The organism is Streptomyces sp. NBC_00370 (genome assembly GCF_036084755.1).
Taxonomy (GTDB): Bacteria; Actinomycetota; Actinomycetes; order Streptomycetales; family Streptomycetaceae; genus Streptomyces.
On sequence record NZ_CP107968.1, the window covers coordinates 2,206,383 to 2,232,941 of the forward strand.

General features: G+C 71.6%; 27 protein-coding genes. 11 read left to right on the forward strand and 16 right to left on the reverse strand.

Translation table 11 applies throughout. The annotated features are described in order from the left end of the window. Positions 1-29: 29 nt before the first annotated feature. Positions 30-953: an MHYT domain-containing protein gene (locus OHS57_RS09585; protein WP_328581636.1), complete on the reverse strand. Its 924-nt coding sequence runs from the start codon at positions 951-953 to the stop codon at positions 30-32. A gap of 195 nt (positions 954-1,148) precedes the next feature. Between OHS57_RS09585 and OHS57_RS09590 the strand changes: the two genes are divergently transcribed. From OHS57_RS09590 to OHS57_RS09605, 4 genes are all read left to right on the forward strand, one after another. Next, positions 1,149-1,706 (forward strand): methylated-DNA--[protein]-cysteine S-methyltransferase, encoded by a 558-nt coding sequence (locus OHS57_RS09590; RefSeq protein WP_328581637.1) that lies wholly within the window; start codon positions 1,149-1,151, stop codon positions 1,704-1,706. Positions 1,707-1,851: 145 nt separating this feature from the next. Continuing rightward, positions 1,852-3,081, forward strand: coding sequence for a formaldehyde dehydrogenase, glutathione-independent (gene fdhA / locus OHS57_RS09595; RefSeq protein ID WP_041990885.1), 1,230 nt, complete (start codon positions 1,852-1,854; stop codon positions 3,079-3,081). Between the two features lie 101 nt (positions 3,082-3,182). Further along, entirely contained in the window at positions 3,183-4,097 is a 915-nt protein-coding gene (locus tag OHS57_RS09600; protein WP_328581638.1) for a pseudouridine-5'-phosphate glycosidase, read from the forward strand. Further along, positions 4,094-5,014, forward strand: a complete 921-nt coding sequence (locus OHS57_RS09605; protein WP_328581639.1) for a carbohydrate kinase family protein — start codon at positions 4,094-4,096, stop codon at positions 5,012-5,014. Before OHS57_RS09600 ends, OHS57_RS09605 begins: the two co-directional genes overlap by 4 nt. Positions 5,015-5,060: 46 nt before the next feature. Here OHS57_RS09605 and OHS57_RS09610 read toward each other — a convergent pair whose 3' ends face one another. Beyond that, positions 5,061-5,702 (reverse strand): uridine kinase, encoded by a 642-nt coding sequence (locus tag OHS57_RS09610; protein ID WP_328581640.1) that lies wholly within the window; start codon positions 5,700-5,702, stop codon positions 5,061-5,063. 143 nt (positions 5,703-5,845) lie between these two features. Between OHS57_RS09610 and OHS57_RS09615 the strand changes: the two genes are divergently transcribed. Further along, positions 5,846-6,364, forward strand: a complete 519-nt coding sequence (locus OHS57_RS09615) for an excalibur calcium-binding domain-containing protein (RefSeq protein WP_328581641.1) — start codon at positions 5,846-5,848, stop codon at positions 6,362-6,364. A gap of 25 nt (positions 6,365-6,389) precedes the next feature. Here OHS57_RS09615 and OHS57_RS09620 read toward each other — a convergent pair whose 3' ends face one another. Beyond that, the gene (locus tag OHS57_RS09620; RefSeq protein ID WP_443042861.1) at positions 6,390-7,040 is read right to left on the reverse strand and encodes a winged helix-turn-helix transcriptional regulator; all 651 of its coding nucleotides are present in this window, start codon (positions 7,038-7,040) and stop codon (positions 6,390-6,392) included. A gap of 68 nt (positions 7,041-7,108) precedes the next feature. Between OHS57_RS09620 and OHS57_RS09625 the strand changes: the two genes are divergently transcribed. After that, positions 7,109-8,320, forward strand: coding sequence for a pyridoxal phosphate-dependent aminotransferase (locus OHS57_RS09625; RefSeq protein ID WP_328581643.1), 1,212 nt, complete (start codon positions 7,109-7,111; stop codon positions 8,318-8,320). Between the two features lie 64 nt (positions 8,321-8,384). Further along, positions 8,385-8,918, forward strand: a complete 534-nt coding sequence (locus tag OHS57_RS09630) for a hypothetical protein (protein WP_328581644.1) — start codon at positions 8,385-8,387, stop codon at positions 8,916-8,918. A 55-nt stretch (positions 8,919-8,973) separates the two neighbouring features. Here the strand turns inward: OHS57_RS09630 and OHS57_RS09635 are convergent, their stop codons facing one another. Next, positions 8,974-9,402: a hypothetical protein gene (locus OHS57_RS09635; RefSeq protein ID WP_328581645.1), complete on the reverse strand. Its 429-nt coding sequence runs from the start codon at positions 9,400-9,402 to the stop codon at positions 8,974-8,976. 337 nt (positions 9,403-9,739) lie between these two features. On the opposite strand from OHS57_RS09635, the gene OHS57_RS09640 reads away from it, so the two are divergent. Beyond that, positions 9,740-10,159 carry a hypothetical protein gene (locus OHS57_RS09640; protein ID WP_328581646.1) on the forward strand — a complete coding sequence of 140 codons (420 nt, stop codon included), beginning with the start codon at positions 9,740-9,742 and terminating at the stop codon, positions 10,157-10,159. A gap of 94 nt (positions 10,160-10,253) precedes the next feature. On the opposite strand, the gene OHS57_RS09645 is transcribed toward OHS57_RS09640, so the two are convergent. From OHS57_RS09645 to OHS57_RS09660, 4 genes are all read right to left on the reverse strand, one after another. Then, positions 10,254-11,501 carry an SWIM zinc finger family protein gene (locus tag OHS57_RS09645; RefSeq protein ID WP_328581647.1) on the reverse strand — a complete coding sequence of 416 codons (1,248 nt, stop codon included), beginning with the start codon at positions 11,499-11,501 and terminating at the stop codon, positions 10,254-10,256. Continuing rightward, positions 11,498-14,509, reverse strand: coding sequence for a DEAD/DEAH box helicase (locus OHS57_RS09650; RefSeq protein WP_443042862.1), 3,012 nt, complete (start codon positions 14,507-14,509; stop codon positions 11,498-11,500). The genes OHS57_RS09645 and OHS57_RS09650 overlap by 4 nt, the downstream gene beginning before the upstream one ends. A 67-nt stretch (positions 14,510-14,576) precedes the next feature. Beyond that, entirely contained in the window at positions 14,577-16,031 is a 1,455-nt protein-coding gene (locus tag OHS57_RS09655) for a carboxylesterase/lipase family protein (protein ID WP_328581649.1), read from the reverse strand. A 78-nt stretch (positions 16,032-16,109) separates the two neighbouring features. Next, positions 16,110-17,048: a slipin family protein gene (locus tag OHS57_RS09660; RefSeq protein WP_328581650.1), complete on the reverse strand. Its 939-nt coding sequence runs from the start codon at positions 17,046-17,048 to the stop codon at positions 16,110-16,112. A gap of 213 nt (positions 17,049-17,261) precedes the next feature. Here OHS57_RS09660 and OHS57_RS09665 point away from each other — a divergent pair, with 213 nt between their 5' ends. After that, positions 17,262-17,600: a hypothetical protein gene (locus OHS57_RS09665; protein WP_328581651.1), complete on the forward strand. Its 339-nt coding sequence runs from the start codon at positions 17,262-17,264 to the stop codon at positions 17,598-17,600. A 16-nt stretch (positions 17,601-17,616) separates the two neighbouring features. Here the strand turns inward: OHS57_RS09665 and OHS57_RS09670 are convergent, their stop codons facing one another. Beyond that, complete coding sequence (locus tag OHS57_RS09670) at positions 17,617-18,096, reverse strand: DoxX family protein (protein WP_328581652.1); 480 nt, start codon at positions 18,094-18,096, stop codon at positions 17,617-17,619. 72 nt (positions 18,097-18,168) lie between these two features. Beyond that, a complete protein-coding gene (locus tag OHS57_RS09675; RefSeq protein WP_328581653.1) occupies positions 18,169-19,101 on the reverse strand; it encodes an acyltransferase domain-containing protein in 933 nt (310 codons plus the stop codon). A gap of 85 nt (positions 19,102-19,186) precedes the next feature. Here OHS57_RS09675 and OHS57_RS09680 point away from each other — a divergent pair, with 85 nt between their 5' ends. Then, positions 19,187-19,444, forward strand: coding sequence for a DUF6343 family protein (locus OHS57_RS09680; RefSeq protein ID WP_041990858.1), 258 nt, complete (start codon positions 19,187-19,189; stop codon positions 19,442-19,444). A 16-nt stretch (positions 19,445-19,460) separates the two neighbouring features. Here OHS57_RS09680 and OHS57_RS09685 read toward each other — a convergent pair whose 3' ends face one another. The 6 genes from OHS57_RS09685 to rpsA form a co-directional block, all read right to left on the reverse strand. After that, complete coding sequence (locus OHS57_RS09685) at positions 19,461-19,826, reverse strand: tetratricopeptide repeat protein (protein WP_041990856.1); 366 nt, start codon at positions 19,824-19,826, stop codon at positions 19,461-19,463. Between the two features lie 78 nt (positions 19,827-19,904). Next, the gene (locus tag OHS57_RS09690; RefSeq protein ID WP_041996656.1) at positions 19,905-20,273 is read right to left on the reverse strand and encodes a DUF3592 domain-containing protein; all 369 of its coding nucleotides are present in this window, start codon (positions 20,271-20,273) and stop codon (positions 19,905-19,907) included. Between the two features lie 79 nt (positions 20,274-20,352). Then, positions 20,353-20,946, reverse strand: coding sequence for a dephospho-CoA kinase (coaE, locus tag OHS57_RS09695; protein WP_328581654.1), 594 nt, complete (start codon positions 20,944-20,946; stop codon positions 20,353-20,355). Positions 20,947-21,035: 89 nt separating this feature from the next. Continuing rightward, complete coding sequence (locus tag OHS57_RS09700; RefSeq protein ID WP_078863692.1) at positions 21,036-21,977, reverse strand: PAC2 family protein; 942 nt, start codon at positions 21,975-21,977, stop codon at positions 21,036-21,038. 81 nt (positions 21,978-22,058) lie between these two features. Continuing rightward, positions 22,059-23,669 carry a flavin monoamine oxidase family protein gene (locus OHS57_RS09705; RefSeq protein WP_328581655.1) on the reverse strand — a complete coding sequence of 537 codons (1,611 nt, stop codon included), beginning with the start codon at positions 23,667-23,669 and terminating at the stop codon, positions 22,059-22,061. A 209-nt stretch (positions 23,670-23,878) separates the two neighbouring features. Beyond that, positions 23,879-25,396: a 30S ribosomal protein S1 gene (rpsA, locus tag OHS57_RS09710; protein WP_041990850.1), complete on the reverse strand. Its 1,518-nt coding sequence runs from the start codon at positions 25,394-25,396 to the stop codon at positions 23,879-23,881. A 327-nt stretch (positions 25,397-25,723) separates the two neighbouring features. Here rpsA and OHS57_RS09715 point away from each other — a divergent pair, with 327 nt between their 5' ends. Then, on the forward strand, positions 25,724-26,557 hold the full coding sequence (locus OHS57_RS09715) for a class I SAM-dependent methyltransferase (protein ID WP_041990848.1): 834 nt from the start codon (positions 25,724-25,726) through the stop codon (positions 26,555-26,557). Positions 26,558-26,559 lie beyond the last annotated feature (2 nt).

Sequence of the window (26,559 nt, forward strand, 5' to 3'; positions counted from 1 at the left end):
TCGATCATGGCCGGCGCACCCCGGCGGGATCACCATTCGTGCAGGTCGGAGCCGCCGTGAGGGCCCCGTCCCGCCGTCGTGCGACCGGCGGCGCGGCCCGTTCCCGCGCCGGGCTGCCGGCCGCGCCGGGTCCGCTGGGCGGGCACGGCGCCGCGTACGAGGGGGCCGGTGCGCCGGGGCCGCCGTCCCGCCGGCCGGCCGGGGTCGTCGGGGCGGTCCGGGGCGTCCAGCAGCAGCCTCGGTTCGAACAGCACGATCACGGCCGCCAGGAGCAGGAAGACGGCGGGGCCGAGCAGCATCGGCAGCAGCCGGGCGTCGGTGCCGCCGGTGGCGGCCGTGGCTGCGGGCGCCGCCAGGTGCACGTCGGCCGCGGCCATCGCCGTGTAGTGCATACCGGTCGCGGCGCCGCCCATCAGCAGCCCGCCCGCCAGGCTGGCGCCGAGGCCGCGGTGCGCGGCGACCGCCCAGAGCGCGGTGACGGCCGCCGCGACGGCGATCAGGACGGACAGCACGACGGTCACCGTGTCGTATTCGAGGTGTCCGCGCAGCCGGAGCCCCGCCATGCAGAGGAAGTGCATGGTGGCGATGCCGAGCCCGGTGACGGTGCCGCCGGTGGCCAGTCCCATCGGGGTCGAGCCGCGCCGGCCCACGATGAAGATCCCGATCCCGATCATGAGAGTGCCCACACCGAGCCCGGCGAAGACCGTGGGTCCGTCGTAGTCGACGGGCACCTCGGCGACTGTGAACCCCATCATCGCGATGAAGTGCATCGTCCAGACCCCGCAGCCGATGGACGCCGCGCCCAGCAGGAGCGCGGCGGGCTTCCACGGCCGCCGCTCGCGCAGGGGTCTCGCGGTTCGGCGCAGACCGAGAGCCGCGCCCAGGCACGCCATGAGAAAGGCGGCCACCGGCGTGACGAGGCCGTAGCTGAATCCGTCGACTGTGCCCTGCATAGCGATAGGCCCTTCACCCCTGTTGGTCGTGCTGTCCCTGCTGCCCGTGCCGTCCGTGCGCGAGTGCCGGTCCGGCGAGGTTAGGACCGTGACCCCGGTAAGCAAATATTCACCAGCGATTTGTCGACACGGACAGCGGGCCTGGATCTACGGCGGCCGGCCCGACTGTCAGTGGCGCCGCCTACGGTGGTCCGCATGATCTCCACGAGCGATGACAGGCCGGCGCAGTCGGTGGAGTGGGCCGTCGTCGACAGCGCGATCGGGCCGCTGCTGCTGGCCGCAACCGAGCAGGGGCTGGTGACCGTCGTCTTCCACGCCACGGAACGGATACGTGACAAGGCGCTCGACCAGCTGCGGAACCGGCTCGGCGCCGAGCTGACCCGGTCGGCCACCGGCCGGCTCGCCGAGCCGATACGCCGGCTGTCGGCGTATTTCGCCGGCGAGCTGCGCGAGTTCGGGCTGCCGCTGGACTGGTCGCTGTCCACGGGCTTCAACCGCCAGGTGCTGCGCGAGCTGGCGGCGGGGGTGCCGTACGGCTCGGTGGTCGGCTACGGCGATCTCGCGGCGCGGGTGGGCCAGCCAGGGGCCGCACAGGCGGTCGGCGCGGCGATGGGGTCCAATCCGCTGCCGATCGTGGTGGCGTGCCACCGGGTGGTCGAGAGCGGCGGCGGTCTCGGCGGATTCGGCGGCGGGCTTGAGACCAAGCGGCAGTTGCTGGCTCTGGAAGGCGTGCTGCCGCAGCCGTTGTTCTGAGGCGGTCACCCTTCTGGGGTATTTGCCAGCTGTTGTCACGTTTCGCCCGACCGGCCTAATGTGAAACGGAGTGCGTGCGCGTCATCGCAGCCGATTCATCGGAACCATCCACCGACGACACGAGCCGAAGGGACGGCGAGTAAGGATGAGTGGAGGAAACAGGGCGGTCGCATATCTCAAACCAGGTGAGGTGGAGGTCGAGAACACCGATTACCCGACGTTCGAGCTCAAGGACGGGCCCGGCGTGGCCAAGGAGAACGTAGGGCGCAGCCTCAAACACGGCGTGATCCTCAAGGTACTCGCGACCAACATCTGCGGCAGCGACCAGCACATGGTGCGTGGTCGCACCACGGCGCCCGCGGGGCTGGTCCTCGGGCACGAGATCACGGGCGAGGTGGTCGAGCGCGGTTCCGACGTGGAGTTCATCAACGTCGGCGATGTCGTGTCGGTGCCGTTCAACATCGCGTGCGGCCGGTGCCGTAACTGCAAGGAGCGCCAGACCGGTATCTGTCTGAACGTCAACCCGGCCCGGCCGGGGGCCGCGTACGGGTACGTCGACATGGGCGGCTGGGTCGGCGGTCAGGCGGAGTACGTCCTGGCGCCGTACGCCGACTTCAACCTGCTGACCTTCCCCGACCGGGAGGCCGCGCGCGAGAAGTTGCTCGACCTGACGATGCTGTCGGACATCTTCCCGACCGGCTACCACGGCGCGGTGACGGCGGGCGCGGGCGTCGGTTCCACGGTGTACGTCGCCGGAGCGGGGCCCGTCGGTCTCGCGGCCGCGGCCTCGGCCCAGTTGCTCGGCGCCGCCGTCGTGATCGTCGGCGACCTCAACGCGGAGCGGCTGGCGCAGGCCCGCAGCTTCGGCTGCGAGACGGTCGACCTCACCAAGGGCACCGTCGAGGACCAGGTCGCCGAGATCCTCGGCGAACCGGAGGTGGACGCGGCGGTCGACGCGGTGGGCTTCGAGGCCCGCGCGCACGGCGTGGACACGGCGGAGGCGCCGGCCACGGTGCTCAACTCGCTGATGGGCGTGACCAGGGCGGGCGGCGCGCTCGGCATCCCCGGGCTGTACGTCACCGACGACCCGGGTGGCGTCGACAGCGACGCCAAGTCCGGGACGCTGAAGGTCAGGCTGGGTCTTGGCTGGGCGAAGAGCCACACGTTCAGCACGGGCCAGTGCCCGGTGATGAAGTACCACCGGGGCCTCGCGCAGGCGATCCTGCACGACCGGGTCCACATAGCGAAGGCCGTCAACGCGACGGTGATCTCGCTGGAGGACGCGCCGCGTGGCTACGCGGAGTTCGACCAGGGCGCGAGCAAGAAGTACGTCCTGAACCCGAACGGCGCGCTGGACAACGTCAAGGCGGCGTAGCCGACAGCGTCGAGGGCTCGGAGGCGGCGTGGTCGGAGCGCCGCCGGAGCCCCGTCGCAGGCGGACGTTTGCGGGCGCCTCCCGCGCGCCAAGGATGGGACATGTCTGAGATCTCTGTGCAGCTGTCCCCCGAGGTGCGGGAGGCGGTCGCCGCGCGCCGTCCCGTGGTCGCCCTGGAGTCGACGATCATCGCGCACGGGCTGCCGCGCCCGCGCAATCTGGCGGTCGCCGAGGAGCTGGAAGCGCTCGTACGGGCCGGCGGCGCCGTTCCCGCGACGGTCGCCGTGCTGGACGGGCGGCCGCATGTCGGTCTCACCAAGGACCAGGTGGAGCGGATCGCCCAGGACGACTCGATACGCAAGCTCGGCCACCGCGACCTGGCGCCCGCGCTCGCCACCGGAGCGAGCGGGGCGACGACCGTCTCGGCGACGGCGTTCCTCGCCGCGCGGGCCGGGATCCGGGTCTTCGCGACGGGCGGCCTCGGCGGGGTCCACCGCGGCTGGACGGAAACACAGGACGAGTCGGCGGACCTGCGGCTGCTGGCCAGGACCCGGATCACGGTCGTCTGCGCGGGAGTCAAGTCGATCCTGGACGTACTGGCGACCTTGCAGCGTCTGGAGACGCTGGGCGTGGGCGTCCTCGGCTTCGGCACCGAGTACTTCCCGGGTTTCTATCTGGCGTCGTCGGGCGAGCGGGTCGACTGGACGGTCCGTACGCCCGAGGAAGTGGCGGCCGTGATGGCCGCGCAGGACTCCCTGGGCGGCCCGGAGGCTGCGGTCATCGTCGCCAACCCGGTTCCGGAAGCGGAGCAGTTGGACCCGGAGCTGCACGACCGGGTGCTGGCGGACGCGCTCGCCGAGAGCGGGCGGCGCGGGATCACCGGGCAGGCCGTCACCCCGTTCCTGCTCGCCGAGCTGACGCGGCGGACCGGCGGTGCTTCGCTGGAGGCCAACCTCGCGGCCGTACGCGGCAACGTACAGCTGGCGGCGCGGATCGCCGTGGCGCGCGCCCGGTGACACCCGGGCTGCTCGTCGTCGGGGACGTGGTGACGGATGTCGTGGCCCGCTACCGGCCACCGCTCGCGCACGGCACGGACACCGTCGCCGAGATCCGGACGCTGCCCGGCGGGGCGGGCGCGAACGCGGCCTGCTGGGCGGCCCGTTCGGGTTGCGCGGAGGTGACGCTGCTGGCGCGCGTCGGCGCCGACGCGCACGGCTGGCACGAGCGGGTGCTCCGCCGGGCGGGTGTACGGGCGGCCTTCGTCGTGGACGAGCGGGTCGCGACGGCGACGGTGATCTCGCTGGTGGACACGGCCGACCGGGCCGCCGAGCGTACGTTCCTCACCGACAGCGGCGCGGCCCTGCGGCTGACCGCCGCCGACTGGTCGCCGTCCCTGCTGGACGGGGTGGGCCGGCTGCATCTCTCCGGCTATCTCTTCTTCGCCGGGCCGAGCCGCCGGGCGGCCCGCGCGGCGATGGCGTCGGCGCGCGAGCGCGACATCCCGGTGAGCGTGGATCCGGCGTCCACGGGCTTCATCGGACAGCTCGGCGCCGACCGGTTCCTGACGGAGGTGGCCGGCGTGGAGACCCTGCTCCCGAACGCGGACGAGGCCCGGCTGCTGACCGGCCTGCCGGACGTCGAAGCGGCGGCGGCCGCACTGAGCCGTCACGTCCCGGTCACGGTGGTGACCCTGGGCGCGGCGGGCGCCCTGGTCGCGCAGGCAGGCCGCGTGACGGCCCGGGTATCCGCGCCCCCGTCGCGAGCCGTCGACTCGACGGGCGCGGGCGACGCCTTCACCGGCGCGTACCTCGCGGCGCGCCTGGCGGGCGCGGACCTCGCCGCGGCGGCGACTGCGGGCTGCCGGGCGGGAGCCCTGTCGGTCACACTCCCGGGCGGCCGCCCTCCGGAGCCGGACGGGTACGCCGGGACGTAGCGGACGTCCGGGCGCGACCCCGACCGCGGCGCTCGGCGCGGACGTCTCACGCGCTCAGGCCGCCCCAGGCCGGGTGGTCCGGGTGGTCCGTCCGTACGACCACGTCGGCCGTCGCGGACGGGTCCACCTCCTCCTCGTAGCGGGCGAAGGCCGGGAGGGTCCAGCGGTCGGCGGGGGGCGTACGGCGGGTGAGTGCGCCTGGGGACAGGTGCAGGTGGACCGTGAGGTCGAACGGGAACCAGTGGCCCAGCAGCAGCGGGCCGTGTACCACCAGCACGCCGCCCGGCGGCAGTTCGTGGCGGTCGCTGCGGGTGGCGCGGTCGGTGGCCGGGTCCCACAGGTCGGGCAGCACCCGTCCGGTGCCGCCCGGGTCCAGCGGTCCGAAGACCTCGCGCCACAGCGCGCCGGTGTCGAACCAGCCGCCGTAGTACGTGTCGGGGTCCTCGCGCCCGTACTCGTACCGCAGCGAGGCGGGGCGCAGGAATCCGCCGGTGCCGACCACCAGCACCGAACGGCCGCGCAGCCGCAGCGCCTCGGCGAGCGCCTCCGCCGGTTCGCCGGGGCGCGCGGCGGGCGCGCCGTCGAAGGCGACGCGCGGCCAGGCGCCGCCGTCGGCCGCTCCGGTCTCCATGACCCGGTCGGCGAGGGCGTCGGTCAGCCGGTCCCAGGTGATCGCTTCGAGTTGCACCCGTCCATCATCCATCGGACGGGCGACGGAGACGGTTGGAGACGGAACTACCGGATTTCCCCCTACTGGGTACGGAAAGCGCGTTCCAGGAACACACTGTCCCCCTTCACACCATGCTTCACATCGCACGAGGGGGGCACCTCATGTATCCCACGGCACCACAGCCGGCCTGGCCACCGCAGCCACCACCGAACACACCGGCGCGGCCGCGCTGGGCGAGGAAGCGGATCGTCTTACCCGCTCTCCTGCTGACGCTGTTCATCGGCGTGGGCATCGGCGGTGCGGGCGATTCAGGCGGTACGCAGGTCAAGGCGGCGGCCGACACCTCGGCGCAGCCGACGGCGACGGTGACGGCCACGGCTACCGAGACGCAGACGGCGACCGCGACACCGGACGCGCCGGAACCCGCGCCGACGGTCACGGTCACGGCGACGCACACCGCCAAGGTCAGGGTCACCGTCACGGCCCGCGCACAAAGCGGAGGCGGCGGCACCAGCGGCGGTGGCACGAGCGGCAACGGATCGAGCGGCGGCGGGAGTTCGGACACGTACTACGCCAACTGCACCGCCGTACGGGCCGCGGGCGCCGCGCCCATCCACTCCGGCGACCCCGGCTACGGCGCGCACCTCGACCGCGACGGCGACGGGGTCGCCTGCGAGTAGCCGACCCAGGGCCCCAGGCCCGCGCTCACTCCCCGCGCAGCACCTTCGCGATACCGCCCTCACCCGACACCTCGATCCGCCCGTCCCGCACCCCGTCCTCCACCGCCAGCGCGCCGCCGCCCACCGCACGGCACGTGTCGGCGTCGAGTACGAGGCGGGCGTCGGGGGCCGGCGCGGGCCCTTCGCCGTACACCGGCGCCCCGTCGCCGAGCACGATGTGGAACACCCCCTCGTCCAGGCGCACTTCGACGGTGCCCGGGGTGCCGAGCTGGTCGAAGAGCGACAGCAGCGGCAGGGCGAACCAGTGGGCCCGCACCGCGTCGGTGGGCCTGCGTTCGGCCAGTTCGGGTGCGCCCCAGGTCGCCAGTGCGTCGAGGACGGGCAGCAACCCCCGCCCCCGTTCGGTGAGTTCGTACACGAAGGCCGCTGCGGGCGGCGGCAGTTTGCGGCGCGTCGCCAGTCCGTCCCGCTCCATGTCCTTGAGCCGGGAGGCGAGCACATCGGTGCTGACGCCCGGCAGATCGGCGTGCAGATCGGTGTAGCGACGGGACCCTGCGAGCAGTTCCCTGACGATCAGCAGCGTCCAGCGGTCGCCCACCGCGTCGAGGGCTCGGGCGGCTGCGCAGTACTGGTCGTAGCTTCGGCGGCGTGGTGGCATGCGTCGCAGTCTAGACATGTCATTGGACTTTCCAAGCTCGCACTTGGTAAAACCAAGTATCGCAATGAGGTCGGGGAGGCCACCGCATGGAATTCCGGCAGTCGAGCAAGCTCAGTGAGGTCCTCTACGAGATCCGCGGCACGGTGATCGAGCACGCCGACGCGCTGGAGGAGGCGGGCCACACGGTCCTGCGCCTCAACACCGGCAACCCGGCCGCCTTCGGCTTCGAGGCGCCGGAGGAGATCGTCCAGGACATGATCCGGATGCTGCCGCAGGCGCACGGCTACACCGACTCCAAGGGCGTACTGTCGGCGCGCCGCGCGGTCGCGCAGCGCTACCAGAACATGGGGCTGCCCGATGTCACCGTCGACGACATCTTCCTCGGCAACGGCGTCTCCGAACTGGTCTCGATGGCGGTGCAGGCACTGCTGGAGGACGGCGACGAAGTCCTCATCCCGGCACCGGACTTCCCGCTGTGGACGGCTGTCACGACACTGGCCGGCGGCCGGCCGGTGCACTACATGTGCGACGAGTCCGCCGACTGGTACCCGGACCTCGACGACATGGCGTCGAAGATCACCGACCGGACGAAGGCGGTCGTGATCATCAACCCCAACAACCCGACAGGCGCGGTCTATCCGCGGGAGATCGTCGAGGGGATCCTCGACCTCGCCCGGCGCCATCAGCTGATGGTCTTCGCCGACGAGATCTACGACCGGATCCTCTACGACGACGCGGTGCACCACAGCGCCGCCGCCCTCGCGCCCGATCTCGTCGTCCTCACCTTCTGCGGTCTTTCGAAGACGTACCGGGTGGCGGGTTTCCGGTCCGGCTGGCTGGTCGTCACGGGACCCAAGCAGCACGCGCGCAGCTACCTGGAAGGCCTGTCGACGCTCGCCTCGATGCGGCTGTGCGCCAACGCGCCCGCCCAGTACGCCATTCAGGCAGCGCTCGGCGGCCGGCAGTCGATCCATGAACTCACTTCCCCCGGCGGCCGGTTGCGCGAACAGCGCGACCGCGCCTGGGAGAAGCTGAACGAGATCCCCGGGGTGTCCTGCGTCAAGCCGAAGGGCGCGCTGTACGCGTTCCCGAGGCTCGACCCGAAGGTGCACCGCATCCACGACGACGAGAAGTTCGTCCTCGACCTGCTGTTGCAGGAGAAGATCCAGGTCGTGCAGGGCACCGGCTTCAACTGGCCGCGCCCCGACCACTTCCGGATCCTGACCCTGCCGTACGCGGACGACCTGGACGCGGCGATCAGCCGCATCGGCCGCTTCCTGAGCGGCTACCGCCAGTGAACCGGCGCCCCGGTCGGCCAGGGCTCACCGTGTGCGGGGCGCCCGCACCGGGCAGCACTTCCCCATGACAGCCCGCCCGTTGCTCCTCCTCGATGTCGACGGCCCCCTCAACCCGTACGCGGCTCGCCTCCCGCGACCGCGCGGCTACACGACCACCCGGCTGCACCCGGCCACCTGGCTGGCGCGCCAGACTCCCGGCTCCCGCAGCCACCGCCGTGGTCTGCGGGTACGGCTGAACCCCGCGCACGGCGCCCAGTTGACGGCGCTGCCGTACGAACTCGCCTGGGCCACCACCTGGATGCACGAGGCCAACGAGATGATCGCGCCGGTGGTGGGGCTGCCGGCCGATCTGCCGGTGATCGAATGGCCGGAGCTGTTCGCCCGGGATCCCGACGGGCTGTACTGGAAGACGCGTCCGCTGCTGAAGTGGGCGGCGGGGCGGCCCTTCGCGTGGGTGGACGACATGATCACGGCCCGGGACACGGCATATGTGGCGGCCCATCACGACGCCCCGGCGCTGCTGTTGCGGATCCATCCGCGCCGGGGGCTGCGCGCCTCGGACTTCGCCACACTGACCCGGTGGGCGGCGAGCCACTAGGCCGGACAGGGCCTGACCGGGCGCGGTAACCCCCCGGGCCGACCGCGTCAGCAGGTCAGCTCTCCCTGCCGAAATGCAGGCTGCCGATCGTCCCGGTCTGGACGACGGCGCCGTGCTGCGTACCGCCGCTGATGGTGTTGTGCACATCGGTCCTCCCACCGGTCGCGGATTCACCGGCCAACTCGTCCAGCAGCGATCGCAGTTCGGCTGCGGACTCCGGATCGGCGCGCAGCGTACGGCGCAGCCGGCCGCGCCAGTCGGCCAGTACGTCGGCGGCCGCCTCCGCGTCGTCCTCGCGCCGGGCCAGGGCCAGTTCGGCCTGGGACGTGTCCAGATCGGACTGGACGGAATCCAGGTCGGCGGAGCCGCGTCCGGCGAAGTAGCCGGCGATCCGCTCACGTACCCGGGTCCAGCCGTCCGTCGCCATCTGCTGGACGAGCGCCGTCGCGCCCGCTGTCGCCAACGCCATCAACTCGGCTTCCACCAGGCCCCCTTCGCACGCCGACCGGCACGGAAAGTAGTCTACTCGTCACTCATGATCACCGGGATCGAGGTGATCGCGGAGCCGGAGCGGCTCGGTCGGCTCGACATGTCCGTACTCGACACCTGACGGTGTGAATGTGATGCAGGTCACACTAATTTTCGGGCAGAAACGGACATGGACCGAGCACTTCACGCGGTTACTACTTATGTCTCCGAAACAATGAATCGGAGGCAAGCGAGCCAGCCCGGCGCATCAACTGCGCCCCGATCCGACTCACTTCCTGTTCTTCTATGGTCGGTTCGGCGTTCTTCGCCGATACCGGGGAGGTGCTTCAACCATGGCGCTCAGCTCTCGTTTCGCGCTTGACACCACAGCCGTCGTCGGCGGTGCGTTTCTGGTGGTCTCCGCGATGAGCTTCTCAGCGACACCCGCTCACTGGCTCGCGTTCGGTGTCTCCACCGCGTTCGCCGTCGCCGCTGCCGCCGGGGCCGCTGTGGCCAGGCGGACCCATCAGCAGCTCGCACACGGCGCGCTGGCGCTCGTCGCGCTGTGGTCGCTGATCACACCGCTGGTCTTCACCGGCACCGCTCAGCACTGGCTGATCTTCGCCAACGCCATCGGTCTCGCCGTGGTCGCGCTCGGCGATCTGATCGCGCACGAGTCGACAACCGAGCGTGTGGTGCACGAACTGCACGTCCGCAATTCCGGGACGTCCAGGATCGAGTCGCCGGAGCGGTCGGACCAGCTCATCGGCTGACCCGCACCACGCGAACACACCACGCGGACATTCGGACAGCGGTAAGCCCCGGATCCGGTCGGCAGCGACCGGGTGCGGGGCTTACCGCTGTCCGCTATCTGCCGAGCAGCGCGGTGAGCGCGCCCACCGGGTCGGTGTCCGGGGTGCCTCTGGGCCACCAGTCCTCCCGGCCGCGGTCCGACTCGTAGCCGTACCAGAGGCCGTCCTGACCGAAGCGGAGCTGGAGCGTGTCGGTGGAGAGGTGGTTGCGCCACGGACGGAAGTGCGGGAAGTCGGCGGCTATGAGGGCCGGTCGGGCGCGGTCGAAGGGGCCGGCCGGCGGGTCCCACGGCGTCTCCAGGACGGCCAGTCCGGCGAAGCCGCCCTGCCGCCAGGCCGCCACGGCGCGCGCCAGGTCCATGGGGGTGCGATCGGTCGCTGCTGCCAGATCGCGGTAGAGGGCGCGGGTCGAGGCGGTGAGCCCCGAACCGGGGTGGGCGGCCGCCAGCCGCACCGCGTCCTGCCAGGGGGTCAGGGCCGCCACCGGATCGATGCCCGTGCTGAGGAACGCGTGCGCGCGGGCCGCCGCTTCGGTGGCGAGCAGATCCAGCGCCAGCGGGTCGGGGGCGCCGGGCGCCTGCGGGAAGTCGGGCGGCTGCCCCGGCCCCGCGGGCACCGGGAACGGCGGCGGCAGCGCCGGAAGACCGCGCGCGGCGAGGGCGGCGCCCGCGGCGACCGTGGGCATGGCGGGCGCCGCAGCCGTGCGTTCCACGGCGGACCTCGCCGCGTTGCGCCGGGTCAGATCGGCGAGCACTTCCTGCTCCCCGCGCCCGCGCATCAGGAACAGGACGAACGGATCCTCGTCGAGGAGACGCGCCGTCTGGTAGCAGAGGGCGGCGGCGTGTTTACAGGGATAGCCGTCGTCCGGGCAGGAACAGTCGGGGGTCAGATCGCCGGGCCCCGGGAGCAGCCCCGCCACCTCGGCGAGGGAGTGCGGCATGTCCTTGTCGAGGAGCGCCGCGATGTGGTCGGGGCGGGCCGCCGCGCTGTCGAGGAGATCTTCCCAGCCCGCCTCGTCCAGGGTGCGCAGCCGGATTTCCGTACGGTACGGGCGCGGCCTGCTGCCGTGGACGTACGCCGTGACCTTGCCGGGGGTGACCGTGATCGCGTCGACATGGCCGCCGCCCGCGTACGCCCGGCCGCGCCGCAGCCGGGCGGTGTCGAGGGCCGTGTCCTCCATGGACTCCACCCAGGCGTTGCCCCACCAGCTCGCAGCGAAGTCCCCTTCGGCGCCCGGGCGCGGCGGCAGGGCGGGGAAGGTACGGCGGCGGTCGTCGTGCCGCGGGGCGCGGGCGGCCGTCATGACGGCCTGCGCAGCGAGACGAGATCGGCCAGCTCACGGTCGGTCAGCTCGGTCAGGGCCGCCTCGCCGGAACCGAGCACCGCGTCGGCCAGGGCCCGCTTGGAGACCAGCATCTCGGCGATCCTGTCCTCGACCGTGCCCTCGGCGATCAGCCGGTGGACCTGGACGGGCTGGGTCTGGCCGATCCGGTAGGCGCGGTCGGTGGCCTGCTCCTCGACCGCCGGATTCCACCAGCGGTCGAAGTGGACGACATGGCCGGCCCGGGTGAGGTTCAGACCCGTGCCCGCCGCCTTCAGCGACAGGACGAAGACGGGCACCTCGCCGGACTGGAACCGGTCGACCATCCGCTCCCGCTCGGCGATGGGCGTGCCGCCGTGCAGCAGCTGGGAGGGGATGGCACGGGCGGTGAGATGCGCGGAGAGCAGCCGCGCCATCGACACGTACTGGGTGAAGATCAGCACGGAGCCGTCCTCGGTGAGGATCGTGTCCAGCAGCTCGTCGAGCAGGGCGAGCTTGCCGGAACGGCCCGTCAGCCGGGCGGTGTCCTCCTTCAGGAACTGCGCGGGGTGGTTGCAGATCTGCTTGAGGGCGGTGAGCAGCTTCATGACGAGACCCCGGCGGGCGATGCCCTGCGCCGCCTCGATGGCGGCCATCGTCTCGCGCACCACCGCCTCGTACAGCGACGCCTGCTCCCGGGTGAGCGCGACCGGGTGGTCGCTCTCCGTCTTCGGCGGCAGCTCGGGCACGATGCCGGGGTCGGACTTCTTCCTGCGCAGCAGGAACGGGCGGACCAGCCGGGCGAGCCGCTCCACCGCTTCCTCGTTGTCGGCGTCCTTCACGTCGGCCGCTTTCGCGTTCTCCACGTTCTCCACGATGCGGGCGTGCCGGGCGCGGAACGTCTTGAGCGGTCCGAGCAGCCCCGGCGTCGTCCAGTCGAGCAGGGCCCACAGCTCGGAGAGGTTGTTCTCCACGGGCGTGCCGGTCAGGGCGATCCTGGCCGGCGCGGGGATCGTGCGCAGCGCCTTGGCCGTGGACGAGAAGGGGTTCTTCACGTGCTGCGCCTCGTCGGCGACGACCATGCCCCAGCTGTGCGCGGCCAGTTCGGGGGCGCTGCCGCGCATCGTGCCGTACGTGGTCAGCACGAAGCCGTCGGTCACACCCTCCAGGCTCCGGCCGCTGCCGTGGAAGCGGTGCACGGGCACACCGGGGGCGAACCGGGTGATCTCGCGCTGCCAGTTGCCGAGGAGCGAAGCGGGGCAGATCACCAGGGTCGGGGTGGGCCTGGCGCGGTGCAGGTGCAGGGCGATGAGGGTGATGGTCTTGCCGAGCCCCATGTCGTCGGCGAGGCAGCCGCCGAGGCCGAGCGAGGTCATCAGATCGAGCCAGGCGAGACCGCGCAGCTGGTAGTCGCGGAGCGTGGCGGCGAGCGCCGGCGGCTGCGGGAGCGTGGCCGTGCCGGACGTGAGCCGGTCGCGCAGGACGGCCAGGGCGCCGGTCGGCACCGCCTGTACGGTCTCGCCGTCCACCTCGGCGGTGCCGGTGAGCGCCACGGCCAGGGCGTCGACCGGCGCCAGCAGCCCCAGCTCCCGCTTGCGCGCCTTGCGGACGAGCGCGGGGTCGACGACGACCCACTGGTCCCGCAGCCGCACGATCGGCCGGTGCGACTCGGCGAGCGCGTCCATCTCCGCGTCGCTGAGCGGATCGCCGTTCAGCGCCAACTGCCAGTTGAACTTGAGCAGTTCCGTACTGTCGAAGAACGGCGTGCCGTCCGTGGCCGAGCCGGGCGCCGGCTGTACGACGGCGGCGGCGCTGAGCGTACGGGCCAGCTCACGCGGCCAGTGCACGGCGACACCCGCGGCGGCGAGCCGGGCGGCTCCCGGGCCGAGCAGTTCGTACAGCTCGTCCTCGGACAGCGGCAGCGCGTCGGGCACGTCGCGCTCCAGCAGTCGGGCGAGCGGATTCCAGACGCGCGCCGCGCGGCGCAGCGCGAGCATCGCGTCGATCCTGGCGCGCGGCCCGAAGCTCTCGTCCCCCTCGCCCGCCCAGAGCCGGGCGGCGTCCATCACGAGCGTCGGATCGGCGAGGCTGTGGATCTGGACGAGCGCGGCGCCCGCCCGCCGCTCGACCTCGGCCCCCGCCGCATCGGGCCGGGGAGAACCAGCCTCCGCCGAGAGGGGTTCGGGCTCCGTATGGTCGAACAGCTCGAAGGCCGAGAGGTCCAGGCGCAGCGACACCCGCACCCCGGCGTCCATACCGACCGCCGCCTCGGCCGCCCACGCCCGCGCGCGCGGCAGATGCTGCGGGGCCTTCGCCGCGAACGGCGCCCCCGCCGCGAACGCGGCGGCGGGCGTACGCGGCAGGCTGTCCGCCACCGCGTCGAGGAACGCCCGCACCAGCGCCTCCGGGTCGGGGAGCCGGAGCGGCAGCTCGTCGGACACCGGCACGGCATACGCCTCGTACGGCATGGCGGCGGCGATGGCCCGCAGCTGCGCGATGTCCCCCGCGTCGAGCGGTCCGGCCCGCCAGGCGTCGTGGTCGGATGCGGTCAGTCCCGGCAGGAGCCTGCCGCGCGCGGCCAGTTGCAGGGCGTGCAGCGCAGCGGCGCCCCAGCAGGCGGAGGCCGGATGCGCGGTCCTGTCCGGCCGGGCGCGCACCAGCAGCGGCACCGCGTCGGCCACCGGCAGCAGCACGGCGGGCACCTTGCTCGTACCGACAGCGCCCTCGCCGCTCGCGCCGGCCTCTCCGCTCCCGCCAACCTCGGTCCGGCCCACCACCGAGATGACGCTCCGGGTGCCCGCCTCGGCCGCCTCGGCCGGCAGCTCGCCGCCTCCCGGAGCCCAGAAGGCGACCTGGCCCTCGCGCGGCAGCCCGGCAGGCAGGAAGACCGCGGCGCAGCGCGTCAGGCTCTGTCCGTACCGCTCCACCGCCCCCACCTCCCGCTCCACGCGCTCCGAGACCGCCGTCCAAGATCCGACTGTCTCCGCGAGTCTAGGCGGGGGGTCTGACATTCCCTCCAAAAGCGTTGTCGGCACAGGTCAGAACGGGTGAGAACAGGTCATCCCCGGTCGGGGCAGGTCAGCGCAGCCCGTCCCACAGCTCGCGCTCCTGCGGCCTCGGGTCGTCCACGGTCGCGGACTCCTCGTCGAAGACCATCGTCGTCCGGCTGTCCCTGTCGTACGGGGCCCAGCCCGGGTCCCCGGTCGTGGCGAACGCCACCCACGCGCCGTGCATGGTGTCGGCGAGTGCCTGCGGCGCGCCCTCGCCGAGCATCGGCGTATAGGCGTCCGAGCCGACGAGGTCGAAGACGAAGCCCAGCTCGACGGCGTGACAGGCGCCGAGCCGGCCGTCGAAGCGCGGTGAGCGCCAGGCGAACTCGTACAGATGCGAGCCGGGCACCGCCTCGGCGAGCCGGATCGCCGGTACCCGGTAGAACCAGTCCGTCGTCAGCGCGTCGAAGATCTCCCCAGGCATCGCCTGCGGCCGGCTCTCACGGTAGAGCGCGAGGGCCTTGTCCGGGTCGAGGCCGTACGTCTCCGCGGCTCCGCGCAGCCGCGCCTCCGACACCAGACGCAGCCGCTCGGTCGGCACGAGGAACAGCAGGTACTCCTCGCGGTTGCTGCCGACGAGCAGCTCGACGCCGCAGTCGGGGCCGGGCAGGACATGCTCGTCGACGACCGGTTCGAACGGCATCATGTTCAGCGCCGCCTCGCCCCACAGGGCCGGGTCGGGGCGTGCGCCGATCTCCGCCCGCAGTTCCGCCTGGGCGGGCCGCAACACGACCTCGGGGACGGCGGCGAAAGCGGCGGCCGTGGGCTCGATCCCCAGCTTCTCGGCGAGCCGGGCGGTGATCAGAGCCGCCGAAGCGGGCCGCAGGAAGTGGTGGGTGGCCCCGCTCTCCAGGATGGCCCGGCGGAACAGCCCGCGCGCCCGCTCCGTCCCGAGCAGGACGCCGATGCCCATCGCGCCCGCCGACTCACCGAAGACCGTGACCCGGCCGGGATCGCCGCCGAACGAAGCGATGTTGTCCCGCACCCACTCCAGCGCCGCGATCTGGTCGAGCAGACCGCGGTTGTCGGGCACTCCTGCGAGATGGAGGAAGCCTTCCGTACCGAGCCGGTAGTTGACGCTCACCAGCACCACGCCGTCCCGGGCGAACGCGGTCCCGTCGTACGTGGGGTCCGCCGACGAGCCGTTCGTGAACGACCCGCCGTGGATCCACACCATCACCGGCAGACCGGCGCCGCCCGACGTGGGCGAGGGGGTCCACACATTCAGGTTGAGGTAGCTCTCACCCGGCCCCGCCGCGACGAAGGTCTCCGGGATGAGCGCGTCGAGAGGCGGCGCGTAGCGTGCCTTCGGCGGCGTCGGTCCGTACGCGACCGCCGGCCGTATCCCCTCCCACGGCTCGGCCGGCTCCGGTGGCCCGAACCGGGGCGCCTTCGCGTACGGGACGCCCAGGAACGACGCCACCCCTTCCGCCGAGATCCGGCCGCTGACCTGGCCCTGACGCGTCGTACACACGGGTTCCATACGTTCCGGGCTCCTTCAGCCGACCGCCGCTTCCTCCGACATACCCAAAGGTAGGCAGCGGGTCACCCGAGCGCGTGTTCAGGCGTGCGACGGGGGCGGGGCGGGCGCCGGCACCGGCTCCACCGCCGGCACCGGCTCGGCGGCCGGCACCGACTCCGGCACCGACTCCCGCGGCGGCACCGACTCCTGCGGCGGGACCGCCGGGACCGCGGCCGTGGCCGCCTGCGACACCGTCTGCACCGCCCGCGCCGCCTCCGCCGGTGTCGCCCGCTCCAGGAAGCGCAGCAGTTCGACGGGGAAGGGCAGCACCAGCGTGGAGTTCTTCTCGGCCGCGACCGCCACCACCGTCTGCAGCAACCTCAGTTGCAGGGCGGCCGGCTGCTCCGACATCTCCTTGGCCGCCTCGGCGAGCTTCTTCGACGCCTGCAGTTCCGCGTCCGCGTTGATGATCCGGGCCCGCCGCTCCCGGTCCGCCTCCGCCTGCCGCGCCATGGAGCGCTTCATCGTCTCCGGGAGCGAGACGTCCTTGATCTCCACCCGGTCGATCTGCACGCCCCAGCCGATCGCCGGGCTGTCGATCATCAGCTCCAGGCCCTGGTTCAGCTTCTCCCTGTTCGACAGGAGATCGTCGAGATCGCTCTTGCCGATGATCGAACGGAGCGAGGTCTGCGCCATCTGGGAGACCGCGAACCGGTAGTCCTCCACCTGCACCAGCGCGTCCGGCGCGTCGACCACCTTGAAGTAGATGACCGCGTCGACCCGGACCGTCACGTTGTCCCGGGTGATCCCGTCCTGTGCGGGGACCGGCATCGTCACGATCTGCAGATTGACCTTGCGGAGCTTGTCCACGAACGGCACGACGAGGGTGAGTCCGGGTCCTCTGACCCCCTCGCGCAGCCGGCCGAAGCGGAACACCACGCCTCGTTCGTACTGTTTGACGACCCGGGCCGCGGCCGCCGCGTACACCCCGCCCGCGCAGACCACCGCGATGCCCGCTGTCACCAGTTCCTCGACCATGAGGGCCCCCTGACGCCGACCGAGGTGTCTGTCGAACACGGTAAGCCTCAGCCGGTACGCCGGTCGAGACTCGCGCAGCGGCCCGTACGGACCCGGCCGGCACCGCGCCCGCACCGCCCCCGTACCCCGACCGGCCGCGCTTCTCGTGCCGCTCCCCCACCGGTCCGGCAGGGTGACCAGGACCAGGCTTCTCCGTACAGACGAGGACGGCCCATGTCCCTGACCCACCACCGGCGCCTCCGCATCGCCGCCGGGACCGCGCTCCTGACCCTCGCCGTGACCGGCTGCTCCGTGCTCGGCAGGACCGCCGTGGGGCCGGTCACCTACACGTCGGGCGACGCCAGCCACGTGCAGGTGAACAGCCCTCCGGTGAGGGGCTGTCACCGGCTCGCGGCGGGCGGCGCCCGCACGGTCACCAACCTCACCCTGGTCGATCTGAAGCTGTACCCGAAGGGCGACTGCAAGGGGAAGTACACCTACCTCGGCACGACGCTCTCCAACGAGACCGCCCCGGGCGCCGGGCCGTGGCAGAGCTACGGCACCGTGCACTGACCCGCGACGCTGCCGGTCACAGTCGCGCGCGGACGAGGGCGACGAGCCGGGCGGTCTCGTTGCGGCGGACCCGGGCGATCAGCGCCAGCGGCAGGATGAGCAGCAGCGGTGTGAGCGCGTTCTCGCCGTCGAACGACGTCAGCTGTACGACGAAGGCGCCGATCATCAGGCCGATCAGCGCCAGCGCCGAGACGCCGGACAGCAGCGGGACCACCAGCGCGATCCCGCCGGCCAGCTCCAGGACTCCGACGGCGTACATGAACCAGTGGCCGAAGCCGATCGTGTCGAAGGACTCGACGGCCGCCGGGAGCGCGGCGAGCTTCGGCGCCGCGCTGGCCCCGACGTAGAACAGCGCCAGCACGATCTGGAGCACACGCACCGTCAGATGCGTACGGCGCGACGGGGTGCGGCGCGCGGTGACCGGCGCCGCGGTCGCGGCGACGGTGGTGGTGCGGGCGGTGGTGGTGCGGGCGGTGGTGAGCGACGAGTCCGACATGGTGGTGGTTCCCCTCCGTGAATGGCTGCTTTCACAGAGGTAGACGGGCCGCGCCCCCCGAACTCATCGCTCTCAGGGCGTAGCCGGCTGGATCTCCAGCCAGCCGTGCCCGCCGTACCAGTGCAGCCCGGCCCGCAGATGGTCGCCGACCGCGCGTTCCAGGGTGGTGCGGCGCGGCAGGGTCTCCACCGGGAGTGCCGGGTCGCCGAACACGAACTCCAGCGGGCCCCTGTCGTAGTTCTCCGTCAGCTCGTAGCCGCTCGTGAAGCGCCGCTGGAAGCGGACGATGTTCGAGTCGGCCGACAGGTACCCGGCGAGCTGCGGGTCGAGCAGCCACGACTCGCAGACCGCGACGCCGTAGGTCTCGTCAGGGAAGTGCCGGGCGAAGAACGCCCCGGCCAGGGCGAAGGACCGGTCGCAGGTCTCCGGGGTGAGCGGACCGAGGAAGTCCGGGATGTGTACGTCCAGACAGCGGTCGCCCGGACCGTACGGCAGTCCGGCCTCGCGCACGGCTGCGCCCATCCGGTCGTCGAGCCGGCCGCGCTGGAACTGGAGCCGGCCGAGCTGGTAGATCTCGCCGCGGAAGTGCAGCGCCAGCCACCCGGGGGTGGCCAGCCCGCCCGTGCCGTGCCTGCGGCGGTGGACCGCCAGCTGTCGGCCCAGGTCGGCGAGGGTACGGCGGCTGATCTCTTCGGACACGCCCAGCCCCCGGTGGTACGCCCGTACGGCGGGGAGCGCGGCGACCAGCGCGAACACCGGGAAGTAGCGGGCCACCGCCTCGGACCCGGGGGGCTGCCGTGGCGCGGGCGGCCGGCCGCCCGCCTCGCCCATGTCCGCGATCAGCGCGCCGACGGCCGCCTCCAGCAGGTCGCGCAGCTCCGGGTCGGCCGTCATCCTGCGGCGCAGGGCGAGCAGCGCGCCGATGTCCTCGTGCGGGACGGCGAGGTCGAGCAGCACATCCGCCAGAGCGTCGGCGACGGGCAGTGATTCCACGTAGCTCGTCACCTATGCCCCCTATTATCTGTTTGTTCCGTTATCGGTTGTACGGGGCCGCCCTCATGGGTACACGCCAGGTGGGAGGTGCCGAGCCATGCGCACCGGAAATGAACCGACGACCGCACGCAGCCCCCTGCGTATGCGGTTCTGGCTGAGCATATGGGGCCTGGCCTGGACCGCCTTCGGCACGGTGGCCTTCGCCATCGCGGACCGGCCGGGCTGGGCCGCCGCCTGCGGCGCCCTCGCGCTGATCGTCATCGTGGATCTGGGATTCATCGTCCGCCACATCCGGCAGGGATCGCGCTACCAGCCCGGCCGTAACGTCCCGCCCCGGAGCAACTGGCGACCGTGAGCCCGCCCGGTCGCGGTCAGTGGTCCGAGTCGAACTGCGCCGCCTTCAGATACTCCGGATTCGGGTCGAGCGCCGCCGCCAGCCGGAAGTGCTTCCTCGCCTGCTCGGGCCGCCCCGACCGCTCGAAGGTGCGCGCCAGCGCGAAATGCGCGAACGCGTTGTCCGGCTCACGCTCCAGGACCAGCTCGAATTCGAGCTCGGCGGGGCGCAGCTGGGCGGCGGCGAAGAACGCGCGGGCGCGCAGCAGCCGGGCGGCGGTGTTCTCCGGATGGGAAGCGATCACGGAGTCGAGGAGCTTGACCGCCCCACGCGGATCCCGGGCGGCCAGCAGTTGCTCCGCCGCTCGGTAGTCGATGACATGGGTCTCCGGGCTTTCGGGCACGGTCGCATCCTTCCCTTGCTGCGCACGTTCAACGCCGGTCTCCGCGGCGCGTTTCCATTCTGCATCCGAGGCGGAACATCAGAAGGAGGTCGCGGCCAAGACGGCCGCGAGGACGACCACGCCGGCGCCCGCCACCACGAACCCGACGTCCAGTCCGGTGCGCCGGTGGGCGGGCAGCGCCACGTCGCGCGGGTCGGCCGGGTCGTACGACACCTCGACGACGGAGCCGATGTCGAGCGGGACCGGCGAGACGATCTCCATCACCCGTCCGTCCGCCGTCTCGAACTGGAGCAGCGGCCGCTCGGCGCCGGCCGGGGGCCGTTTGACCAGGCCCGTCACGGAGTGTCCCGCGGCGAGGATCTGCCGGGTCCTGCGCAGTCCGTAGACCCCGGCGAGCAGCACGAGCAGGCCGCTGACCACGGTGGCGCCCGCGAAGACGATCTGCACGGGCCGATGGTAGTACCGGTCCGGCACGGACGGCCCGTACCGGCGCCCGCCTTGACGGCCGCCTGACGTGCGCCCGGCCTCAGGCCCGTTCAGCGAGTTGTCGCCAGACCGCGTGTACCTGCGGTTCGAGCTCCTCCAGCGGGCCGTCGTTGTCGATGACGAGATCGGCTGCTGCCAGCCGCTCCTCGCGGGTGGCCTGGGCCGCCATCCGCTGCCTGGCGTCCTCCGGTGTCATGCCCCGCAGCCGTACGAGCCGGTCGAGCTGGGTCTCCGGCGCCGCGTCCACGACCAGCACCAGGTCGAACCCTTCGGTCAGCCCGTTCTCGACGAGGAGCGGCACGTCGTGGACGACGACGGCGTCGGCCGCCGCCTCCTCGGCGATCTCGGCGGAGCGGTCACGCACCAGCGGATGCACGATGGCGTTCAGCGCCCGCAGCCGGTCCGGGTCGCCGAAGACGATCCCGCCGAGCTTGGGCCGGTCCAGCGCGCCGTCGGCCGTGAGTACCCCGTCGCCGAACTCGGCCACCACGGCGGCGAGCCCCGGCGTACCGGGCTCGACCACCTCGCGCGCGATCAGGTCGGAGTCGATGAGCACCGCCCCGTACCCGGCCAGCAGTCGGGACACCGCACTCTTGCCCGCGCCGATCCCACCGGTTAGTCCGATCTTCAGCATGGGGCCAGCGTAAAGGCCGCCGCTGTCGGGGCGGACAGCGGCGGCCTTCGTGCGGGTGCCCCGGCGCGTCGTGCATCGAGGCGGGCGGGTCAGCCGCCGTCGCCCTCGCGCTCGGCGAGGAACTTCTCGAACTCCAGGCCGATCTCGTCGGCCGAGGGAAGTTCGGTCGGTTCGGCGACCAGATTGCCGCGGCTCTCGGCGCCGGCCACCGCGTCGTACTGGTGCTCAAGGCCCTGGACCATCGTGACCAGTTCCTCGTCGCCCTCGCCCAGCTGCCGCTCGATCTCGGTCTGGGTGCGCTGCGCCTCCGTACGGAGTGAGTGCGCCACGGCCGGCAGGACCAGTCCGGTCGCCGCCGTGATCGCCTCAAGGGCGGTCAGTGCCGCGTCCGGGTACGAGGACCTGGCGACGTAGTGCGGTACGTGCGCGGCGACACCGAGCACGTCATGGTCCGACTCCATCAGCCGCAGCTCCACCAGGGACTCGGCGCTGCCGGGGATCTGCGCCTCGTCGAAGGGGCTGCGATGGCCCGGCATGAGGTCCGTGCGGTTGCCGTGCGGGGTGATGCCGACCGGGCGGGTGTGCGGGACGCCCATCGGGATGCCGTGGAAGTTGACCGAAAGGCGTACTCCCAGCCGCTCCACGACCTGCTCGACCGCCGCAGCGAACCTCTCCCACTCCACGTCGGGCTCGGGACCCGACAGCAGCAGGAACGGCGCGCCCGTCGCGTCCTGGACGACGCGCACCTCAAGGGTGGGCGTCTCGTACTCGGTGAAGCGGTCGCGCCGGAAGGTCAGCAAGGGGCGGCGCGCGCGGTAGTCGACCAGTCTGTCGTGGTCGAACCGGGCGACCACCTGGTGCGGCAGCGCTTCCAGCAGGTTGTCGACGATCTGGTCGCCGGTCTCCCCCGCGTCGATATATCCGTCGAAGTGGTAGAGCATGACAAGGCCCGCCGACTCTTGCGCGAGCGCCATGTCGACGACGGCGAGCCCCTTGGGCTCCCATTCGTACAAACTCTGCGGATCAAGCACGATTACCGCTCCTCCTCGTGTTCATTGGAAGAACGCGCCGCGGGACGCGGGCATTCCCTGCCCGCGTCCCTGGTGGAGCCGTCAGGCCAGGACCCGCTCGTGCAGCGTGGTCACGACCTTGCGGGCCGAGCTGAAGGCGCCATGCTGCCAGGCGTCGGCGTACGACAGGTAGTCACCGGCGAAGTACACCCGTCCGGCGGCCTTGTTGAGCGGCGCGTAGGTGGCGGCGTCGGGGCCGCCGGACATGCTGTGCCAGGCGCCTTCCAGATGCGGGGTCTGCCGCCAGTGGTGGGAGAAGGAGGTGGCCAGTTCGGTGCGGTACTGCTCGCCGTGGATCTTCACGCCCTGGGCGACGGCGCGCGCCTCCCGCTCGGCGGGGCTGAGCAGCGCGTAGGTGTCGGCGTTCGTCCCGGTGTTGTAGTAGCCGATGATCAGACCGCGCTTGCCGTGAAACCCGTAGGACGGGTACCAGATGTGACTGAGGTCCATGTCGGTCTCGGTGATACCGCCGTAGATCCGGTGGTCGGTCTCCCACCACCGGTTGCGGTACTCAAGCCCGATCTTGCCGGAGGAGACGGGCTTGACCGCCTCCAGCGCGGTCTGTACGGCGCTGCCGAGGTTGTGCGCGGTCTTGGCGAGGATGTGCGGCGGCAGGGCCGCGATGCAGTAGTCGGCGTCGATGGCGCGGGTGCGGCCGTCCTGCTTGTAGGTGACGGTGACGCCGTGCGCCTTGTCGGTGATCTGCTGGACGACGGCGCCGGTGTGGATCTTCCGGCTGCCGACGGCCTTGGTGAGCGCGGCGGGTATCCGGTCCATGCCGCCGACCGGCTGGAACATCAACATGGCCTGGTCGTAGCCGAACTCGAAGGAGAAGTAGCGGCCGACGCCGCTGGCGAAGACCTCGGACGCCGAGGGCACGGAGCCCAGTTCGGTGCCGGGGGTGCCCGCGGCGCCCGGGTCGACGGTGAAGCCGCGGTGCTCGCTGCCGGTGTACTTCCGCTCCTTGCCGATGTCCCCGAAGCTCTCCAGGAAGCTCAGCAGCTTCGCCTTGTCGTCCGTGGTGAGGTCCGCGTCGAGGGCGCCGAGGTTGGTGGCCTTGGCGAGCAGTTCGGAGACGTATCCGTAGGTGTCGGCCTTGGCGGTGCGGTAGCGCACCGCCTCCGTCATGCCGGCCTTCTCGTTGTAGATGTAGGCGCTGGCGTTGCTGTTGGTGAACACCTCGACGGGAACGCCGAGTTCGCGGCAGTAGTCCATGGTGATCATCCACTGCGGGATACGGGCGGGGCCCGCGTTCATGTACTGGCCGTCGCTGAACCGGGCGGTCTGCCGGTTCCCGTAGAGGTCCTGGGTCGAATCGCCGCCGCGTACGGTGAAGTTACGGCCGCCGGTGCGGTCCCGCGCCTCCAGGACCGTACAGTCGTAGCCGGCTTTGCCCAGTTCGTAGGCGGAGGTGAGGCCCGCTATGCCGCCGCCGACGATGACGACCTTGGCGCCTCTGCCCTTGCCCTTGAGGTTGAAGTCGCTCTCGGTGGGGGCCCGGAACGCCGCTTCGCGGCTCGCGGCCTCCGCGGTGGGCGCCAGGCCCAGGGCTCCCATGGTGGCGAGCATGGCGCCCGCTCCTCCGGTGACGCCTACCTGGCGCAGGAAGTTGCGGCGGCTCGATCCGGTGGCGGTGTTCGGCGCATGGCTCATGTCCCGGTACCCCTTTCGATCTTCAGGTGTGCCGGGATCCTGACAAGCGGTTGTTACGGCGCTGCGGATGCTGGTGTATCCCGCACGTTGCCCTCTGCTCACCTCCGGGGGCCGCACATGCGTAAGGCCCGCCCCCCAAGGGGAGCGGGCCTTACGTCGTACCGGACCTGAGAGCTACCTACGAGCTACCCGCCGGGAGGTGCAGAGCCTCAGCTCTGACCACCCGCCAGCTTCTCGCGCAGGGCGGCCAGCGCCTCGTCCGACGCCAGGGCGCCGGAGTTGTCGTCGGACTCCGAGGAGTACGAGCCACCGGACGCCGCGGGGGCGCTGCCACCGCCGGTGCCACCGGCGGCCGGAGCCGCGGCACCTTCGGCAGCGGCGGCCTCGTCGGCCTCGCGGGACTTGATGACCTGGGCCTGGTGCTGCTCGAAGCGCTGCTGCGCCTCGGCGTACTGGGCCTCCCACGCCTCCCGCTGGGCGTCGAACTCGGGGAGCCAGTCGTTGGTCTCCGGGTCGAAGCCCTCGGGGTAGATGTAGTTGCCCTGGTCGTCGTAGGACGCGGCCATGCCGTACAGGGTCGGGTCGAACTCGACCGAGGCCGGGTCGCTGCCGAAGGACTCGTTGGCCTGCTTCAGCGAGAGGCTGATGCGGCGGCGCTCCAGGTCGATGTCGATGACCTTGACGAAGATCTCGTCGTTGACCTGGACGACCTGCTCCGGGATCTCCACGTGGCGCTCGGCCAGCTCGGAGATGTGGACCAGACCCTCGATGCCCTCGTCGACGCGGACGAACGCACCGAACGGAACGAGCTTCGTGACCTTGCCGGGGACGACCTGACCGATCTGGTGCGTCCGGGCGAACTGCTGCCACGGGTCTTCCTGCGTCGCCTTGAGCGACAGGGAGACACGCTCGCGGTCCATGTCCACGTCGAGAACCTCGACGGTGACTTCCTGGCCGACCTCGACAACCTCGGAGGGGTGGTCGATGTGCTTCCAGGACAGCTCGGAGACGTGCACGAGACCGTCGACGCCGCCGAGGTCCACGAACGCGCCGAAGTTGACGATCGAGGAGACGACGCCGGAGCGGACCTGGCCCTTCTGCAGGGTCGTGAGGAAGGTCTGGCGGACCTCGCTCTGCGTCTGCTCCAGCCAGGCACGGCGGGACAGGACCACGTTGTTGCGGTTCTTGTCCAGCTCGATGATCTTGGCTTCGAGCTCCTTGCCCACGTAGGGCTGGAGGTCGCGGACACGGCGCATCTCGACGAGGGAAGCCGGCAGGAAGCCACGGAGGCCGATGTCGAGGATGAGACCACCCTTGACCACCTCGATGACGGTGCCGGTGACGATGCCGTCCTCTTCCTTGATCTTCTCGATCGTGCCCCAGGCGCGCTCGTACTGAGCGCGCTTCTTGGACAGGATGAGACGGCCTTCCTTGTCCTCCTTCTGGAGAACCAGGGCCTCGATCTCATCGCCCACGGCGACGACCTCGTTGGGGTCGACGTCGTGCTTGATCGAAAGCTCGCGGGAGGGGATGACGCCTTCGGTCTTGTAACCGATGTCGAGCAGGACCTCGTCCCGGTCGACCTTCACGATGACGCCGTCGACGATGTCGCCGTCGTTGAAGTACTTGATCGTCTCGTCGATCGCGGCGAGGAAAGCTTCCTCGTTACCGATGTCGTTGACCGCAACCTGCGGGGTGGTGGCGGTGGTCTCGGTGCTGCTCGTCATGTGGGTTAGGGCTCCGGTACGGACATTGAGTCGTAGGTACTGCTACGCCGGGAGCCCGTATCGCTTCTGCAGAAGCCGGACAGCATGGGAAGCGCCGCCCCAATACACCAGGGAAGGCGCCTCGACAGCCGAGGGGACATACGACAGACGCGAGCGCGGCTGCTACGTCTGAGGCGCGCAAGCCCGCAGCGCAACCTTTAGCATACGGGGGCAGCCGAGCACGGTCAATGCGCGAAGGCACACACCCGGGGCGGAACGCCCCATATCCGGCACAAGGTCGGCACCCCGGGCACGCCCCGGCGAACCGGATGCCAGCACACTACGACGATGGACACGATCATCCAAGAGATCCACGAAGAAGAGTCCGAGGCGACCAGGCGCCAGAGCGGCGAGGGCGAAAGCTCCCGGGCCAACCGTGGCTGGTGGGACCGTAACGCGGACGAATACCAGAACGAGCACGGCACGTTCCTCGGCGACGACCGCTTCGTCTGGGGCCCCGAAGGACTCGACGAGATCGAGGCGGGGCTGCTCGGCCCGGTGGAGTCGCTGCGTGGCCAGGACGTCCTGGAGATCGGCGCGGGCGCGGCGCAGTGCTCACGCTGGCTCGCCACGCAGGGCGCGCGTCCGGTCGCCCTCGACCTCTCGCACCGCCAGCTCCAGCACGCGCTGCGGATCGCCGGCGGTGACGAGGTGGCGTTCCCGCTGGTGCAGGCCGACGCAGGGGCGCTGCCCTTCGCCGACGGCTCGTTCGACCTGGCCTGCTCCGCCTACGGCGCGGTGCCGTTCGTGGCCGACCCGGTGAAGGTCTTCCGGGAGGTACGACGGGTACTGCGGCCCGGCGGGCGCTGGGTGTTCTCGGTGACGCACCCGATCCGCTGGGCGTTCCCCGACGAACCGGGACCCGAGGGCCTGACGGCGACCGTCCCCTACTTCGACCGCACCCCGTACGTGGAGCAGGACGAGGAGGGGAACGCGCTGTACGTGGAGCACCACCGCACGGTCGGCGACCGGGTGCGTGACGTCGTGGCGGGCGGCTTCCGGCTGGTCGACCTGGTGGAGCCGGAATGGCCGGAGTGGAACACCCAGGAGTGGGGCGGCTGGTCGCCGCTCCGTGGGCGGCTGCTGCCGGGCACCGCGATCTTCGTCTGCGTACGGGACTGAGG

Bases quoted from the DNA above. Each gene is read 5' to 3' on its own strand.
- OHS57_RS09630 (WP_328581644.1), top strand. From the start codon at position 8,385: ATGACAGCCCGCCCGTTGCTCCTCCTCGATGTCGACGGCCCCCTCAAC.
- rpsA (WP_041990850.1), bottom strand. From the start codon at position 25,396: ATGACGAGCAGCACCGAGACCACCGCCACCACCCCGCAGGTTGCGGTC.
- OHS57_RS09590 (WP_328581637.1), top strand. From the start codon at position 1,149: ATGATCTCCACGAGCGATGACAGGCCGGCGCAGTCGGTGGAGTGGGCC.
- OHS57_RS09645 (WP_328581647.1), bottom strand. From the start codon at position 11,501: ATGACGGCCGCCCGCGCCCCGCGGCACGACGACCGCCGCCGTACCTTC.
- OHS57_RS09715 (WP_041990848.1), top strand. From the start codon at position 25,724: ATGGACACGATCATCCAAGAGATCCACGAAGAAGAGTCCGAGGCGACC.
- OHS57_RS09640 (WP_328581646.1), top strand. From the start codon at position 9,740: ATGGCGCTCAGCTCTCGTTTCGCGCTTGACACCACAGCCGTCGTCGGC.
- OHS57_RS09620 (WP_443042861.1), bottom strand. From the start codon at position 7,040: ATGTCTAGACTGCGACGCATGCCACCACGCCGCCGAAGCTACGACCAG.
- OHS57_RS09650 (WP_443042862.1), bottom strand. From the start codon at position 14,509: ATGTCAGACCCCCCGCCTAGACTCGCGGAGACAGTCGGATCTTGGACG.
- coaE (WP_328581654.1), bottom strand. From the start codon at position 20,946: ATGCTGAAGATCGGACTAACCGGTGGGATCGGCGCGGGCAAGAGTGCG.
- OHS57_RS09655 (WP_328581649.1), bottom strand. From the start codon at position 16,031: ATGGAACCCGTGTGTACGACGCGTCAGGGCCAGGTCAGCGGCCGGATC.
- OHS57_RS09660 (WP_328581650.1), bottom strand. From the start codon at position 17,048: ATGGTCGAGGAACTGGTGACAGCGGGCATCGCGGTGGTCTGCGCGGGC.
- OHS57_RS09665 (WP_328581651.1), top strand. From the start codon at position 17,262: ATGTCCCTGACCCACCACCGGCGCCTCCGCATCGCCGCCGGGACCGCG.
- OHS57_RS09625 (WP_328581643.1), top strand. From the start codon at position 7,109: ATGGAATTCCGGCAGTCGAGCAAGCTCAGTGAGGTCCTCTACGAGATC.
- OHS57_RS09615 (WP_328581641.1), top strand. From the start codon at position 5,846: ATGTATCCCACGGCACCACAGCCGGCCTGGCCACCGCAGCCACCACCG.
- fdhA (WP_041990885.1), top strand. From the start codon at position 1,852: ATGAGTGGAGGAAACAGGGCGGTCGCATATCTCAAACCAGGTGAGGTG.
- OHS57_RS09670 (WP_328581652.1), bottom strand. From the start codon at position 18,096: ATGTCGGACTCGTCGCTCACCACCGCCCGCACCACCACCGCCCGCACC.
- OHS57_RS09680 (WP_041990858.1), top strand. From the start codon at position 19,187: ATGCGCACCGGAAATGAACCGACGACCGCACGCAGCCCCCTGCGTATG.
- OHS57_RS09705 (WP_328581655.1), bottom strand. From the start codon at position 23,669: ATGAGCCATGCGCCGAACACCGCCACCGGATCGAGCCGCCGCAACTTC.
- OHS57_RS09585 (WP_328581636.1), bottom strand. From the start codon at position 953: ATGCAGGGCACAGTCGACGGATTCAGCTACGGCCTCGTCACGCCGGTG.
- OHS57_RS09600 (WP_328581638.1), top strand. From the start codon at position 3,183: ATGTCTGAGATCTCTGTGCAGCTGTCCCCCGAGGTGCGGGAGGCGGTC.